Here is a 14,048-nt window from a genome sequence, read left to right as displayed (position 1 = left end):
CGGCCTAGGTTTGCCGAAACATAAATCTTTCTGATATGAAAAATGAAAACGTGAGAGTGAAGCATGCGACCGTGATGCTTGTGGCATGCATGGCAATGGTGTTCTATGCGTGTCATAGTGATGAAGGCACGGCTCCTATTCTGCCGGTGGTCAGCACACTGATGCCTTCCGAAGGCCCCGTGGGAACAGAAGTGAGTGTGCAAGGCGTGGGCTTTGGAACTACGCCGTCTAGCCTCGCCGTGACGTTTAATGGCGTGAAGGCAACAATTAAAAGCACAACCGATGTGCTGCTCGTGGTTACGGTGCCCGACCTTGCCACAACAGGACCGGTCGCCGTCACCGTGAATGGCACAAAAGTGACCGGACCGGTTTTCACTGTAACAAAAAAGAGTACACCCGCTGCCATCACATCGCTCAACCCTTCACAAGGGCCGGTTGGCACACAAATACGAATCAAGGGCACATCGTTTGGGAGCATTGCCACAAATCTCGCTGTGACGTTCAATGGTGTCGCCGCCGACATCGTCAGCGCGTATGACACAGAGCTGGTGGTGACTGTGCCCGCATTGGCTACGACCGGCGTGGTAGTGGTCACCGTGAACGGTTCGGTTATCACAGGTCCGGTATTCACCGTAACCGAAACGCCGGTGGTCGTGAGCAGCATTAGTCCTACAAGAGGTCCGAAAGAAACGGAAGTGACCATCATCGGCACAGGCTTCGGCACCAACGCCGGAGAAAATATCGTCACGTTCAATGGCAAGCCCGCGGAAGTGACGCTGGCCACAGCCACAACGTTGAAGGCACAAGTGCCTGTTGGTGCGGCCACCGGCGTGGTGAAAGTAACACGCGGAACACAGACGGCAGAAGGGCCGGTGTTCACCTACGACTACACCGCCGTGGTGAGCACGCTGGCCGGCAGTGGCATGGCGGCCAGCATCGACGGTGTGAATGCAATGGCAAGTTTCGATGGGCCACATGGCCTCGCGATCGACGGCGATGGAAATATTATCGTGTCTGAGTTTGCATCGTCACGCATTCGGAAGATCTCCACAGCCGGACAGGTCACCACCATTGCCGGAAGCACCAATGGCTATGCCGAAGGACAAGGCACTGCGGCCAAATTCTATCAGCTCCGCGAAGTGAAAGTCGATCGTCAGGGGAATTTGCTGGTGGCCGATTATCTTAACCTCAGGATTCGCGAAGTGCAGCCAACTGGAAACGTGCTTACCCTCGCGGGCAACGGCATGCCAGGTTTTGCCGACGGCGCGTCGGCCGATGCGCGGTTCAGTCTTCCCTCGGGCATTGCCGTGGCATCCGACAACACGGTGTATGTGGCCGACGAAGGGAACCACCGCATTCGAAAAATCGTAGCGGGCAACGTGACCACACTCGCCGGCAACGGAACAGCCAACTATGCCGATGGCCAGGGAAGCAACGCCATGTTTAGCGGCCCGGTAACCCTCGCCATCGACGCCGATAACAATTTGTATACGTCAGACTTTGGTGGTGCGCACATTCGCAAAATCACACCCGGTGGTCTGGTCACCACGGTGGCGGGCAGTGGTGCGTATGGCTATCAGGATGGTGTGGCGACCGAAGCAAAATTTAACAAGTCACGCGGTGTTGCCGTAGACGCCGCCGGAAACATTTATGTGGCCGACACCGACAATAATTGTATCCGAAAAATCAGTAACGGCGTGGTCACCACCATTGCGGGCAGCACAACAGAAGGCTATGCCGATGGCAACGGGAGCGAGGCGCGGTTCAGCTTTCCAACGGGCATCGTCGTCGATGCCAGTGGTGCGTTGTATGTTGCCGACTACAGAAACAGTCGCATTCGGAAAATCAGTTTTGAATGATTTGGATGTTGCGATAGACAGGCAGGTTCATCGAACACTGTAAATGAAAAAAGCCATCTCTCAGGAGCTGGCTTTTTTTATGAACATCGGAATTTTTACTTGCGCTTCGCGACACCCAGCAAAAGAAACGCCCATCCCAATAGAAACAGCACGCCACCCAGGGGTGTCACCGCGCCCAGCACGCCGATGCCGGTCATGCACAGCACGTAGAGGCTTCCGCAGAAAAGCAGAATCCCTAAAAAGAAAAACAGCGATGCCCAGTATAATTTTTTCGAATCGAAATGGCTCATCAGCATGCCCACCGCCAACAGCGCGAAGGTGTGGTAGAATTGATAGCGCACGGCCAGTTCGTATGTGTCCAGCCGTCCCGTGGCGATCAAGGTTGGTTTAAAGGCGTGGGCACCAAAGGCACCGATGGCCACGGCCACGAAGCCCAGCACGGCGGCGGTCAAAAGCGTGTTGCGTTGATTCATGTGTTAGTGTTGATAGGTTCGTTCGCCAAAAATAGCACTTCCCACGCGGATGAGTGTGCTGCCCTCTTCGGCGGCAATTTTATAGTCGCTGCTCATGCCCATCGACAATTCTTCCATCGTGACCTGTGGTGGAAGCGGCAATGATTTCAGGGTATTGAAAAACATTCTCAGTCCGTGAAATTCTTTGCGAATCTGTGCTTCATCGGTGGTGAGGGTGGCCATGCCCATGAGTCCGCGCACTTCGATGTGCTGAAGGTTTTGAAATTCGGGCGATTGAAAAAGTTTTTGTACGTCGTCTTCCGAAAAACCAAATTTTGTTTCCTCTTCGGCAATGTGTAGTTGCAGGAGGCAGGGGATGATGCGGTTGACTTTGGCTGCTTGCTTATTGATTTCTTCCAGCAATTTGGCACTGTCTACCGAATGGATGAGCGACACAAACGGCGCAATGTATTTCACCTTGTTGGATTGCAGGTGCCCAATCATGTGCCAGGCAATGTCTTTGGGTAAGGCTTCGTGCTTGGGCACAAGTTCCTGCACCTTGTTTTCGCCAAACACACGCTGGCCTGCGGCATAGGCCTCTTTAATGGCTTCGATGGGTTTGGTTTTGCTCACCGCCACCAGTTCGCATCCCGCAGGTAAGTTTTGGCGAAAATTGTTTATGTTATTCTTAATATTCATGCCTATTTTTAGCCCTTCAATCCACCAAAGCTAACGCAAATATGGCACTCCTCGGAACATTGCTGAAAAAAGGGATCCGGCTCCGCGAAATGATGGAGCAGGAATATACCTCTCCCTTCGATCTGCAAAAAAAAGAGCTGAAGGAATTGCTTATGACCGCCAGTCAAACGGAATTTGGAAAACACTACAGTTTTGCCGACGTGCTGCAAGGGTTTCGCAAAGGCGACAAAGAATTCTACAAACGCTTCAAGAAACAAATCCCCATTCATACCTACAACAAAATTCACGCGGAGTGGTGGACGCTTGCCTTGCAGGGAGCAACCAATGTGTGCTGGCCCGGAAGAATAAAATATTTTGCGCTCAGCTCCGGAACATCCGAAGCCTCGTCGAAATATATTCCCGTCACCAAAGACATGACCAAGGCGATACAGAAGACGAGCATCCGTCAGATTCTGTCGCTTTCCAAATACGATCTCGAACCTGAAATTTTTCAGTCGGGCATTCTCATGCTCGGGGGCAGCACACACTTGAACAAACGCGGCAGCTACTTCGAAGGCGACCTCAGCGGCATACAGGCCGCGCGTCTGCCCTTCTGGTTTCAACATTTCTACAAGCCCGGAAAAAAAATCGCGAAGACACGCAACTGGGATGCGAAGCTCGATGAGATAGCACGCAAGGCCAGCGGCTGGGACATTGGCGTGGTGGTGGGGGTGCCCGCATGGATACAAATCCTGATGGAAAAAATCATCAGCTATCACGGTCTCAAAAACATCCACGAAATTTGGCCCAACCTCGAAGTGTATGTGCACGGTGGCGTGTCGTTCGATCCTTATCGCAAGGGATTTGAAAAACTGCTGGGCCGTCCCATCAGCTACATCGAAACGTATCTTGCTTCCGAGGGCTTCATCGCTTTTCAGGCCTATCCCAACCGACGCACCATGCGCCTGGTACTCAACAATGGCATCTTCTACGAATTTATACCGTTCGATGAAAAGAACTTCGACGCCAACGGCGAAGTGAACCCCGACGCCGAGTCGTTCATGATCGATGAAGTGGAAGAAGGAAAAGACTACGCCATACTGCTGTCGTCGTGTGCGGGCGCGTGGCGCTACATCATCGGCGACGTCATCAAGTTCACGTCGCTCGAAGAAGCTGAAATTGTCATCACCGGTCGCACCAAACATTTTCTCAGCCTTTGCGGCGAACACTTGTCGGTGGACAACATGAACAAAGCGATCGAGCTGGTGTCTAACGATTTCAACGTAAACATCCCCGAGTTCACCGTGGCAGGCATTCCACACGATTCGTTGTTTGCACACCACTGGTTTGTGGGCACCGACGAAAAGGTGGATAAGAAACTTCTGAAAGAAAAAATTGACGAACACCTCAAGGCCCTCAACGACGACTATGCCGTGGAGCGCAGCGCAGCCTTGAAGGAAATATTTGTGGACGTGCTGCCGTTGAAAACATTTTATGATTGGATGGAGTCGAAGGGAAAAGTTGGCGGTCAGAACAAATTTCCACGGGTAATGAAAAACGCCCAGTTAGACGATTGGAAAAATTTCCTTCAACAGCATTCGAATGGGAATCGTTCGTGACGGTGTGCTGTCTGGCATAGTACTGGCCTTCCTCATTGGGCCGGTGTTTTTTGCCTTGCTCCAAACCAGCATCGAGCGTGGGTTCTGGAGTGGCTTCTGGGTAGCCGTCGGCATCTCGTGCAGCGACGCGCTCTATATTTTCGTTTCCTACTTTGGGTTAATTCAGTTCATGCAGGCCGAAAGCTTTCGTCACTACCTGGCTTATGGCGGAGGGCTGGTGTTGCTGGGGTTTGGCGTCTACTACCTCTTTGTGAAAAGCCGCAAGCTTGTTGCCTTCGATCCGAAAAACATTCAGGAACGCAACTGGCTTCGCCTTGCCCTGAAAGGATTTTTTATCAACGGCCTCAGTCCCATGGTGCTGTTCTTCTGGATCGCCACCGTAGGCGTGGCCACAACCCGTTTGGGCTACACGTCCATAGACGAAGCGTTTGTGTTCTTTGGTTCCATTGTGGGCACGGTGTTTTCTACCGACCTTATCAAAGCCAAACTTGCCGACAAACTCCGCGCGCTCATCACGCCGCGCTTCATCCGGATCATGAACATCGTGTTGGGCATTGTGTTGATTGTGTTTGCCGGAAGGCTGATCTTTTTCCCTGACAACATTCCGCACTAATCCTGCAGCACGTTGCTGAGGAAGGTGGACTTCATGAGGAGCCATAGCAAAAAGAAGCCGATGGCCCACTGCAGGTAGATGAAGTAATAGTCGGTAGTGTCTTTGAAACGCGTTTCCTTGATCTCTGCTTTTTCAAATTGATCGATGCGGGCAAACACCTGGCTCAGTGCCTTGTTGTCGGTGGCCCTGAAAAATTCTCCGCCGCCAATCTTGGCAATGCGGCGCATGGTGGTTTCGTCCACGGTGTTGTCGATCATCATGGGGCGTCCGAAGAAGTCTTTGCCATAGGGCACCTGGCCTTCCTTGCCCACCACAATGGTGTAGATCTTGATGCCATAGGCAGCCGCGAGTTCTGCGGCCGTGATGGGGTCGATGTTGCCGCCGTTGTTGTCGCCGTCGCTCAACAGGATACACACTTTCGATTTTGATTCCGATTCGCTCATGCGGTTGGTCACCACGGCGAGCGCGCTGCCAATGGCGGTGCCACGGTTCTCAATCATCTCGAAGCTGATTTCGTTCAGGTAGGATTTTAATAAGTCGTAGTCGGTGGTGAGCGGCGCAAGCGAAAATGCATCGCCCGAAAACACCACGATGCCAATGCGATCCTGCACACGGCCGCTAATGAAATCGCGGGCCACGCCTTTTGCTGCTTCCAGTCGGTCTGGAGAAAAGTCTTCAATTTTCATCGACTGCGAAATGTCAAGGCCGATCATGATGTCGATCCCTTCGGTCCACTGCTCCACTTTCTCGTTCGACTTCTGGGGTCGTGCCAGAGCCACAACAATCAACGCCAGCGCCAGCATCAGGAAAAATTCGGGCAACAAACGGATGAGCGTGAGCGGAGAAACGCGCAGGTCTTTCTGCGTCACTGCCACCGGCAGCTTCTGGTTGAAACGATAGCGCCACAGCCAGCGGAACAAAAACAAAAACGGCACCGCCACCAGGGCATAAAGAAACGAAGGATTATCCCACGTATAGGCCTTGAAAGACGACAGGCTGAACCAGTCCAACGAATACCACGGTGCTGCGAAATTATCCATGCTTCACCTCCTCCAGTTTTTTAGAAAAGTGTTGGCCGGCAATCTGTTTCAGATTCTCCAGCGAATCAACCACCGTGGTGTCGTGTCCATAGATGGCACCGTCTACGGCATGCAGAATTTTCCCCAGCGAGTCGTCTTTCTCCATGCGCGCAATTTCTTTGGCCGTGAGCTTGGTGAACGGACGCGACTCCAGCTGTTCCATATACTTTTTCCATTGCGATAGCGCCTGCTCCGTGACTGGCACTGAGAACGTGCTGCGTATAGACTCCACGTTTGCCGTGTAGGCTTCCATAAACTTCTGATGTGAGGCCTGCAGTCGCTTCAGGCGATAGTGACGACGAATACGCTTGCCAAAAACAAACCATCCCACAATGCCCAGCACCACCAGTGCACCCAACACAATAAACAGCACCGGGTAGTTAAACTCCGACGGCACATCCTGGTGAGCAATGGAAACCTTGAGCGGCAGCTTTTCAATAGACACGGTGTCGGGCAAATTTGGCACCAGCGCAGTAAACAGGATAGTGTCTATCGGCGATTCGTAGACGGTGCAGTCGCGTGGGTTCAGTTGAAATACCGGAAGGCTTAAGGTCTGGATGCGGTCGATCTCGAAGGTCGACACATAATACACCACACTGTCATAGCTTTTGCCGTCGTGGGTTTGCGTGGTGAAATATTTTTTGCGCTCGAATTCGAAGGGTGCAAAGTTGTAGGCCGAGTCGGGGAAGAGCACGGTGAGGCTGCGTGGATAGCGGGCGGTAAGGTAATAGCCCGACACATCTCCCACGCGCACGCTGTCTAGAAAAAATCCGCTGTGCACCGTCACGTCCTGCGCTTGGGTGGTGCCCAGGGTGCAGAGAAAAAGTAAAAGTATGCCGTAAAGCCTGCGCCTCAGATTCATTGCCGTCACGAAGTTTTTAACGATTTGTTCCGCACTTTGAATAACCTCAGCAACTTGGGCACATAGTCTTCGTCTGTATCGAGCGATATAAAATTGATCTCGTGTTTGCGACTGAATTTTTGAAGCTCCGCTTTTCGCTGGTCGTGGCCCTTGCTGATCTTTTCGCGGAAGTCGCCAAACGACGTGTTGATCCACAACGTCTTTTGCGTTTCCTTGTCGATCACGGGAATGATGCCCAGCTTGGGCAAGCGTGTTTCGCGTTTGTCGCTGATGTGAATAACCACCAGGTCGTGCCGGCGGGCCAGCGCTTTCAGGTTGTTGGAGTATCCTTCGTCTATAAAGTCGGAGATGAGAATCACCACGCTGCGGCGGCGGATGGCGTTGAGCGCAAAGGCCAGGGCTTTGGAGAGATTTGTTTTCAGCGACTGAGGTTTCAGCTTGGCCAGGGTGCTGATGATTTCATAGGCCTGCGAAGGCCCTTTGTTGGGCTTCATGTATTTTTCCTTCACATCCGAAAAACAAATCAGGCCCACGTGTCCTGATTCTTTGGATGCCGACAGGGCCAGCACGCCACAAATTTCTTTGCCGATGTCGGCCTTGGTGGCGCCGGGACTGCCGATGTCTTCGGAAGCGCTCACGTCGAGGATGAAGAACACAGTTTGCTCTTTTTCCTCGCGGAATGTTTTCACAAAGGTGCCGTGCCCTTTGGCCGTCACGTTCCAGTCGATGATGCGCACATCGTCGCCATATTGGTAGGGGCGCACATCGTCAAACTCCAGACCCGATCCTTTGAACACAGAGTGAAAGTCACCCTGCATCTGGCTGTTGATAGCCTTGCGGATCTGGATCTCGTAGCGACGTAACTTTTTTAAAAGCGCTTTCACCGGCTGGTATTGTATTTGTTTGAAAAGACCCGGAAAGCAACCACTTTCCGACGTTCTCCATACCCTAACCACTAGGGAATTGGCCAAAAATAGAACAATTATGAGTATTTTGCCGCACCCAAAATTGAATATAGGTTGAGAAAATCTGTGAAAGGTCCGATGATTGCCCCCGTCTGCACAGGGCTCGTTCTGCTGGTGGCAGTCCTGGCATTTTCGTGTGGAAAGGAAAAGGCACCCCAGAATTTGCTCCCCCAGGACAAGGTGGTGAACGTTCTGTCCGATCTTTACGTAGTGGAGCAAAAGGTGAATGCCCTCGCCCTGAAGCGCGACACCAGCGAACAGATTTTTGCAAAATTGAAAGACAAAGTGTTTGAAAAGAACGGCGTGACCGATTCCTCGTTCCGGGTTTCACTTGACTACTATGTCGATCGTCCCGGTGTCATCGAGGGCATCTATTCCCAATTGGTAGACTCCCTGAATTTGCGGGAGCAGCGTATTCTTTCCGGTCAGCATCCACAATGATTTATCCCGATTCGTTCGAAGAAAAACTGGGCTTTAACCAGATTCGTCAAAAATTGAAAGCCTACTGTCATTCGCCCGCCGGCGAAGACTGGGTAGACCGTATGCGTTTCAGCAGCGAGCACGATTTTATCCGCGTGTTGCTGAAGCAAAACCTGGAGTTCCGGCAGATACTGGAAAAAGGCGAAACGTTTCCCTCCCAACACTTCCTGGACGCCTCCGACTGGATTCAGAAGATTGCCCTGGAAGGCAATTGGCTGGAGGCCGACGAATTTCTGCAACTGGCCTATTCGCTCGAGACCATCATTGCCTGCAAGAATTTTCTGGTGAAGAATGCCGAGGTCTATCCCGAGCTTTTCCGCATGACGGAGCCCGTGACGGTGACGGCCTCGCTCGTGCAGAACATCACCACCAAAATAGACGACAAAGCCATGGTGCGCGATTCGGCCAGCGTAGAACTGGGCCGGGTGCGCAAGAAGCTGCGCGACGAACAAGGTCGCCTGCGCAAACTGGCCGACCAGATCTATCGCAACGCCGTGAGCGAAAGCTGGGTGCCCGACGGCGCGCTGCCCACCATTCGCGATGGCCGGTTGGTCATTCCCATACAAGCCGAACACAAACGCCGCCTCAAAGGCTTCATCCTCGACGAGTCGGCCACGGGCCAGACCGTGTTTATGGAACCCGCCGAGCTGCTGGACGCCAACAACGAAATCCGCGACCTCGAACACGCCGAGAAACGCGAAGTGATACGCATCCTGAAAGAACTTACCGATTCGTTTCGCGTGCAACTGCCGGCCCTGAAAAGTGCCTACCGCTTTTTGTCACAACTGGATTTTGTTCGCGCGAAAGCAAAATTCTCCCTCGACATCAACGCCGACCTTCCCTTGCTCACCGACAAACCCGAGCTGGTGTGGTATGTGGCCAAACATCCGCTGCTGTATTTGAGCCTGAAAGGAAAACGCGATGTGGTGCCCCTCACGCTGGAACTGAACGAACAGCAACGCATGCTGCTGGTGTCGGGTCCAAACGCGGGTGGAAAGTCGGTGTGTCTGAAAACGGTGGGGCTACTGCAATACATGCTGCAATGTGGCATGCTCATTCCCGTGTCGGACCGTTCGCGTGCCGGAATTTTTAAAAGCATCTTTCTGGATATCGGCGACCAGCAATCCATCGAAAATGATTTGAGTACCTATAGCAGTCACCTGCGAAACATGAACATGTTCATTCAATCGGCCACCGACAAGTCGCTGGTGCTGATGGATGAGCTGGGTTCGGGCACGGATCCCGACTTTGGCGGCGCCATCGCGCAAGCCATACTGGATGCGTTGCTGCAGCGCAGGGTGTGGGGCCTCGCCACCACGCACTACTACAACCTGAAACTCTTCGCGGGGCAGCAACCCGGCATACGCAACGCGGCCATGCGCTTCGACGACGAACACCTGGAGCCGCTCTACATGCTCGACATCGGCAAGCCCGGGAGCTCGTTTGCCCTGGAGATTGCGCGCAAAACAGGTCTGCCCAAAAGCACCTTGCAGGAGGCCGAAAAGCTGGTGGGCAAAGACCTCGCCGGCGTGGAGTCGATGGTGCGTTCGCTGGAAAAAGAACGGCAGGAGCTGAGTGAAAAGATAAAACGCATGGAGAAGCAGGAGATTGAATTGAAACAATCCCTGTCGCGCTATCAAACGCTGTCTACCGACCTGGAGACACGAAAGAAAGACATCATCAACCGTGCAAAAGAAGACGCGGCCACGTTGCTGAAAAACACCAACCGCGAAATCGAAAAGACCATCCGCCACATCAAGGAAAACAAGGCAGAGAAAAAAGAAACGCTCAAGGTGCGAAAAAACCTGGAGTCGCTGACGCAACAGGTGGAGGCGCCGAAGAAAGAAACGAAGCCGGTCCAAACTTTGAAGGAAGGCGATCGCGTGCGCATCATCGGGCAGGAGGGAAGCGGCATCATCCTCACCATTCAAGGCAAGAATGCCACCGTGCAATTTGGCTTGCTGAAGTCAGTGACCAAGCTCGACAAGCTCGAAAAAATAACAGCGGCCGTGGAGAAAGAGATTGTGGCCCGCCTCCGCTCCGCCGGCATCAACGTGCACGAAAAGCGAACACTGTTCAACTCCACGCTCGACATTCGTGGCAAGCGGGTTGACGAAGTGCTTGGCATACTGGATCAGTTTATGGACACGGCCATTCTGTTGGCACAAGGCGAACTCCGCATCCTGCACGGCAAAGGCGAAGGCGTTTTGCGCAAAGTGGTGCGCGATCACCTGAAGGGATACAAGGAAGTTGCCAGCATCAAAGACGAACACATTGAACGCGGCGGCGACGGCATCACCGTGGTAGTGCTGAAGTGACAGCCCGTCGGATATAGAACTCGGCCACCAGAAGATTCGGAACCCAGCTGAGCCAGGCAATGGTGGCATAGGCTTCGGGTTGGTTCAGGTTGAAGCGCGACGAGCTCGCGAAAATATAAAGCCGCAACGTCACGGCGGCAAAGGTGAGGGCATAGCTGCGCAACATCCAGCGCCTGTGCGCTGCCACATCTTTCTTGCGTATGCGGTCGAAGGCAAGCGCCGTGAATGCAAACCACAGCGTGCACTGCAACACAAAGCTGATCTCCACCCAAGGCCCGCGGTGAATAAAGAAACTCATGACGAGTCCCCCCGGCGCAGCAAAAAACAAAATCCCCATCACATACACATAGCCCAGGGCGCGATGCACGGGTCTGAATTTCTGAAGCGACCACGGATGCAATTGCAGCAGCCCGGCCACCAGAATGATGCCGCCCACAAGCACGTGCGAATAGTAGAAGGGAAGATACCACCCCGTGGCTATCGCCTCCTGCTTCAGGCGAAGAAAACTAAATTGCGGATCGAAGTTCAGGTACGTAAGCGTGTTGCCGGCCAGCAGCACCGTCAGCAACAACGCAAAGCCCCAAACAAAACGCATCATCGCGTCAAGCCGGTTTGGTGGTCAGCAGGGCGATCACCTTCTCGAGAAACTGAAGGTTGTGGCGATCGATGTCGGTGAGCTGGTCTTCAAATTCTTCCACCTTGTCATAGCGGGGCGTGTACCAATTGCCCGAGATATAGCCAGCGTTTGCAGAACCTTCGGGGAAACGCATGCCATAGCTGGCCAGAATTTCGTCGCGCATAAAGTTCAGCGTTGGCACCGACAGAAACGTAGTCGAATCTGTTTGGCCGGTGTTGGGATCGACGTGTGTGAATTTACCGGACAGATAGCTGCTGTCAAGTTTGATAAACTCAGTTTGTGCAAACATGCGATGCGATGTCAACGCCAGCACTGTTCCGTTCTCGGCGAGTTTGAAGTAGGTATACTGTGGTCCGTCAAAATCTTCATAGCCCTGGGGTTCATACCACATGTCTTCGGTCTCTGATGTAATTTCCAGGATGTCGGGGCCGATTCTTTTCATCTGCGTCACCACCTTGGTGGGGATGTTGGCAACGGCCAGGGTATCGTTTTTGTGATCCATGAACACGACGCGGTTTTCGGTATAAAATTCCTCACGTCCTTCCAGGTAGTTCCTGGTCACGGCGGTGATCAGCGCGTTGATGTTGTCAGACACGGTTTGCAGGAAGCTGCCGTGTGTTTCAATCGATTCTGTCCATCCGCCCATGGGCGCCACGGTGGTGGAGATGCCCGACAAAAGTTCTTCAAACACGCCGGTCTTCACCAGGTAGGAGGGCATGGCCAGGTTGCCCACACCAAGGTTCTCGGCATTGGGCACTTCACAAAGGGCCTGCGAACCGTTCACGAGGCGAAGTTCTTTAGGCAGATACTCAAAGTTGGTCACCCATGTTTTTGCTTTCGCCGTAGGGAAGCCGTCCGCATAGGCGAGTTGATAGTTCACAAAGCCATAGACCGAGTCTTTCTTCACCAGCGCCAATGTGTTTTCGCGGTTGTAGGGAACGATCATGTCGTAGGCAGGATCAATGAGCATTTGTTTGGTGTCGATGTCGAAGTAGCCAACCTTGCCGCCTTTTTTCACTTCCACAATGTTGGGAAGGTCATAGCCCAGTGTGCCGATCATTTCATACTCGACGGGAATCACCACGTTACCGGCGTCGTCGAGCAGGCCCATCGTGTAGGCATCGGTTTTTCGCGTATCGCTGTTTTCCCATTGGCCTTTCACGGCATAGAAATACGTTTTTGTTTTGTAGATGGTGAACCAGATCACCGAGTCGAATTTTTGTTGGAGGGCTTTTGCCTGAGCATAGATCGGTTCGCGTTTTTTGAGTTCGTTGTGTCTGTCCACATCCCATTGAAGCGCGTTGCTGAGGGAAGCATATTTTTCGTAGAACGCTTCGCCTTCCAGCCGTGTGATCACAAACGAAGGTTTGCGTGTTTCGAGCCATAGCACCAGCGTTGCCGAGGTGGTGTCCTGGCTCACGTCCTTTTCTTTTGCCGAGAACCGGGCGGGGATAGAAACTTTTGTGCCGTGTTCGTCGGTCGTGATGGTGGCGGCCTGAAACATGGCTTCGCAGAGCACATATTCGCCTTCTTTGTTTTGCAACACGTGAAGGGCCTTGAGCAGCGACTCGCGCGACTGGTTGGTGTCGAAATATTTCAGCGCGGCTTCATCGCCCTGGCCCAGGCTGGCCTGAAAGGAGGTAAGGAAAACCTGGATGTCTTTCTCGAACGATTCTTTTTTGGCAACACTACAGCCAAAGAGGATGAGCATAACCAGAGACAGGCTGAGCAGCGCGGATGTTTTCATAAACAAGAGGGTCGGTGTTTTATAGATTGAAAGGAACGTGGCGGAAGATAGCAGGGTTTTGCCCGTGCTGCAAAAGTAGGGAAGTTTAAAGCCAGATCGGTGGCCACGGCGCATAAAGAAAGGCTTCCTCTACAGGAAGCCTTTCTTGGTGGAAATTGAAATTTCGTTAAGGTCTTGTGAACACAAATGTCCAGTCGCCGGAAACCGATTCGGTGCGGCCGTTATTAAAGCCCTCGCCGCTTTCGGGGTAGGTGAAGGCGATGGTCAATGTTTTGTCGCCATTCGACAGTGTGTAGTTCATAACCTGATCGTCGGCCAGGCGGATTATGGTGTTGGATACGGCACCGGCCTGGAATTTCCAATCGGATTCTTTTTTCCAGGGGCTCACGCTGGGCCACGAGGTTGCCGAGCTGGTGTAGTGATACACGCCGCCTTCGCTAAACGTGCCGGAGATCGTGAGTTTCATGCCGGGATATTCAGAAGTTCTGTCGGAAGGATCTTTGGCGGAAGTCAACGTCCACTGATCGGACTTCAACTTGTTAAGCTGGGTTTCTTCTTCCGACTGGTTGTCATCTTTTTTGCTGCAACCGGCATAGAAAAAGCCTGCACTAACGAGTATCAAAAGGGATAATAATCTGGCTAAATGTTTCATGCGTTAACTTTTAAGAATACGAATATGCTAGTAAAAATATTAAAATCAAACTTAGTCACCCGCGTGGATACTGTTAATGGAATAGGG

General features: G+C 52.7%; 13 protein-coding genes. 5 read left to right on the top strand and 8 right to left on the bottom strand.

Going from position 1 to position 14,048, the window contains the following annotated elements; translation table 11 throughout:
- Nucleotides 1-35 precede the first annotated feature (35 nt).
- Nucleotides 36-1,859, top strand: a complete 1,824-nt coding sequence (locus tag JI741_RS16985) for an IPT/TIG domain-containing protein (RefSeq protein WP_202011678.1) — start codon at nucleotides 36-38, stop codon at nucleotides 1,857-1,859.
- Between the two features lie 95 nt (nucleotides 1,860-1,954).
- Here JI741_RS16985 and JI741_RS16980 read toward each other — a convergent pair whose 3' ends face one another.
- Nucleotides 1,955-2,332, bottom strand: coding sequence for a DUF423 domain-containing protein (locus JI741_RS16980; protein ID WP_202011676.1), 378 nt, complete (start codon nucleotides 2,330-2,332; stop codon nucleotides 1,955-1,957).
- Between the two features lie 3 nt (nucleotides 2,333-2,335).
- Complete coding sequence (locus JI741_RS16975) at nucleotides 2,336-3,010, bottom strand: YggS family pyridoxal phosphate-dependent enzyme (protein ID WP_202011674.1); 675 nt, start codon at nucleotides 3,008-3,010, stop codon at nucleotides 2,336-2,338.
- 41 nt (nucleotides 3,011-3,051) lie between these two features.
- Between JI741_RS16975 and JI741_RS16970 the strand changes: the two genes are divergently transcribed.
- Both JI741_RS16970 and JI741_RS16965 read left to right on the top strand, forming a co-directional pair.
- A complete protein-coding gene (locus JI741_RS16970) occupies nucleotides 3,052-4,608 on the top strand; it encodes a GH3 family acyl-acid amido synthetase (RefSeq protein ID WP_202011672.1) in 1,557 nt (518 codons plus the stop codon).
- Entirely contained in the window at nucleotides 4,592-5,221 is a 630-nt protein-coding gene (locus tag JI741_RS16965) for a LysE family translocator (protein WP_202011670.1), read from the top strand. The genes JI741_RS16970 and JI741_RS16965 overlap by 17 nt, the downstream gene beginning before the upstream one ends.
- Here JI741_RS16965 and JI741_RS16960 read toward each other — a convergent pair.
- Genes JI741_RS16960 through JI741_RS16950 form a run of 3 tightly spaced genes read right to left on the bottom strand, consistent with a single transcriptional unit; the run spans nucleotide 5,218 to nucleotide 8,046 of the window.
- Nucleotides 5,218-6,261: a vWA domain-containing protein gene (locus tag JI741_RS16960; protein ID WP_202011668.1), complete on the bottom strand. Its 1,044-nt coding sequence runs from the start codon at nucleotides 6,259-6,261 to the stop codon at nucleotides 5,218-5,220. The two genes, JI741_RS16965 and JI741_RS16960, sit on opposite strands and share 4 nt — an antisense overlap.
- Complete coding sequence (locus JI741_RS16955) at nucleotides 6,254-7,162, bottom strand: hypothetical protein (RefSeq protein ID WP_202011666.1); 909 nt, start codon at nucleotides 7,160-7,162, stop codon at nucleotides 6,254-6,256. Before JI741_RS16955 ends, JI741_RS16960 begins: the two co-directional genes overlap by 8 nt.
- Nucleotides 7,163-7,167: 5 nt before the next feature.
- Nucleotides 7,168-8,046: a DUF58 domain-containing protein gene (locus JI741_RS16950; protein WP_202011664.1), complete on the bottom strand. Its 879-nt coding sequence runs from the start codon at nucleotides 8,044-8,046 to the stop codon at nucleotides 7,168-7,170.
- A gap of 147 nt (nucleotides 8,047-8,193) precedes the next feature.
- Here JI741_RS16950 and JI741_RS16945 point away from each other — a divergent pair, with 147 nt between their 5' ends.
- Entirely contained in the window at nucleotides 8,194-8,568 is a 375-nt protein-coding gene (locus JI741_RS16945) for a DUF4296 domain-containing protein (protein ID WP_202011662.1), read from the top strand.
- Nucleotides 8,565-10,925 (top strand): endonuclease MutS2, encoded by a 2,361-nt coding sequence (locus JI741_RS16940; RefSeq protein ID WP_202011660.1) that lies wholly within the window; start codon nucleotides 8,565-8,567, stop codon nucleotides 10,923-10,925. The genes JI741_RS16945 and JI741_RS16940 overlap by 4 nt, the downstream gene beginning before the upstream one ends.
- Here the strand turns inward: JI741_RS16940 and JI741_RS16935 are convergent.
- The 3 genes from JI741_RS16935 to JI741_RS16925 all read right to left on the bottom strand — a co-directional run bounded on the left by JI741_RS16935 (nucleotide 10,903) and on the right by JI741_RS16925 (nucleotide 13,961).
- Nucleotides 10,903-11,523 carry a DUF2306 domain-containing protein gene (locus JI741_RS16935; RefSeq protein WP_202011658.1) on the bottom strand — a complete coding sequence of 207 codons (621 nt, stop codon included), beginning with the start codon at nucleotides 11,521-11,523 and terminating at the stop codon, nucleotides 10,903-10,905. The two genes, JI741_RS16940 and JI741_RS16935, sit on opposite strands and share 23 nt — an antisense overlap.
- Nucleotides 11,524-11,527: 4 nt before the next feature.
- Complete coding sequence (locus JI741_RS16930) at nucleotides 11,528-13,309, bottom strand: WG repeat-containing protein (RefSeq protein ID WP_202011656.1); 1,782 nt, start codon at nucleotides 13,307-13,309, stop codon at nucleotides 11,528-11,530.
- Nucleotides 13,310-13,475: 166 nt separating this feature from the next.
- The gene (locus tag JI741_RS16925) at nucleotides 13,476-13,961 is read right to left on the bottom strand and encodes a glycosyltransferase family 29 protein (RefSeq protein ID WP_202011654.1); all 486 of its coding nucleotides are present in this window, start codon (nucleotides 13,959-13,961) and stop codon (nucleotides 13,476-13,478) included.
- Nucleotides 13,962-14,048 lie beyond the last annotated feature (87 nt).

Source organism: Chryseolinea lacunae, assembly GCF_016735595.1.
GTDB classification, from domain to species: domain Bacteria; phylum Bacteroidota; class Bacteroidia; order Cytophagales; family Cyclobacteriaceae; genus Chryseolinea; species Chryseolinea lacunae.
The sequence above is the reverse complement of the archived record's forward strand: the minus strand, read 5'-3'. Positions and strand labels throughout refer to the sequence as shown.